The following is a 1161-nucleotide window of genomic DNA, read 5'->3' on the forward strand; positions in this document are numbered from 1 at the left end:
AAAGGACTTAGTCCCGTAGAATACAGAACTAAGTCTCAATTAGTAGCTTAATTAATATGTCCAATATTTTGGGTGCATATCATATCTACTGCTTTTTTGTTAGCGAATAATTTGATTAGTTACCAGAACAACCATGTTTATCCTCATGGCAAGCATGTCCATAACCACCGCAAGAATGACCGTGACCATGATGATTGCATTGTACATTAGCATTATAGTTTAATGTGCCATTAAGATATGCTTTTACAGCTTCATCAGCATTTCCCATGACGCCACCGAATAATTTAATACCAGCTTGAGCTAAAGCATTTTGAGCTCCACCGCCGATACCACCACAGATTAAGATATCTGCTTGAGCATTATTTAAAAATGTAGCTAAAGCACCATGTCCTTGACCTTGTGTATCAATGATTTGTTCATTTACGATTTGATTATTTTCAATATCATAAACTTTAAATTGTGATGTATGACCAAAATGTTGGAAGATATTTCCATTATCGTATGTAACAGCTATTCTCATTGTATTTACTCCTTTTTTAGTTATAATTTGTTGTTTGTGAATTTTTCGTTTAGGGCAATTTTGTAAACAGTTTTGTTCTCCTTGGCAAAGTTGATAATTGCCACCAGAAATCAATAGTGGACGACCATATACAAGGCTATTGGCTATTTTATAGCGAGCCATTTCATATATTTCACTGACTGTAGTGCGAGAAATATTCATTTGTTTAGAAGCTTGTTCATGGGTGAGTTTATTTAAATCTATTAGGCGAATTACTTCATATTCATCTAAGGTCAAAATAATTTTTTCACCATTAGAGATGCCTTCAGGAATAAAACTATCATAAGTTGGTTCAAAACAAATTTTGCGACAGCGACTAGGTCTTGCCATAAAATCATCTCACTAAAATTTATTTCCGACATATGTCGATTATTATTATAAGATATTAATCAAGAAAAAACAAGTTTAATTAGAAAATTTTTCAGATAATCATTTGACTTGGAGTTTACCAAATGCGAGCGTAAAGCCCCTAAATTTATTTATGGGGATATAAGCTCGCTAAAAAACAATGATACAGTATCATTGTTTTTTATTGTATTATATTTTTAATAGTTATATAATACTTTTATGAAATATAAATCAAATAATAATATAGTATATTC

1 protein-coding gene is annotated in these 1161 nt (G+C 31.2%); it reads right to left on the reverse strand.

Annotated features, from left to right (window positions below; genetic code table 11):
- Positions 1 to 115: 115 nt before the first annotated feature.
- Positions 116 to 889 (reverse strand): DUF134 domain-containing protein, encoded by a 774-nt coding sequence (locus AC5LAX_RS12575; protein ID WP_493263867.1) that lies wholly within the window; start codon positions 887 to 889, stop codon positions 116 to 118.
- Between the last annotated feature and the right edge of the window lie 272 nt (positions 890 to 1161).

It is taken from the genome of Megamonas sp. (genome assembly GCF_986095205.1).

Excerpts from the sequence above, each read along its gene's own strand:
- AC5LAX_RS12575 (WP_493263867.1), bottom strand. The coding sequence starts at position 889 with ATGGCAAGACCTAGTCGCTGTCGCAAAATTTGTTTTGAACCAACTTAT.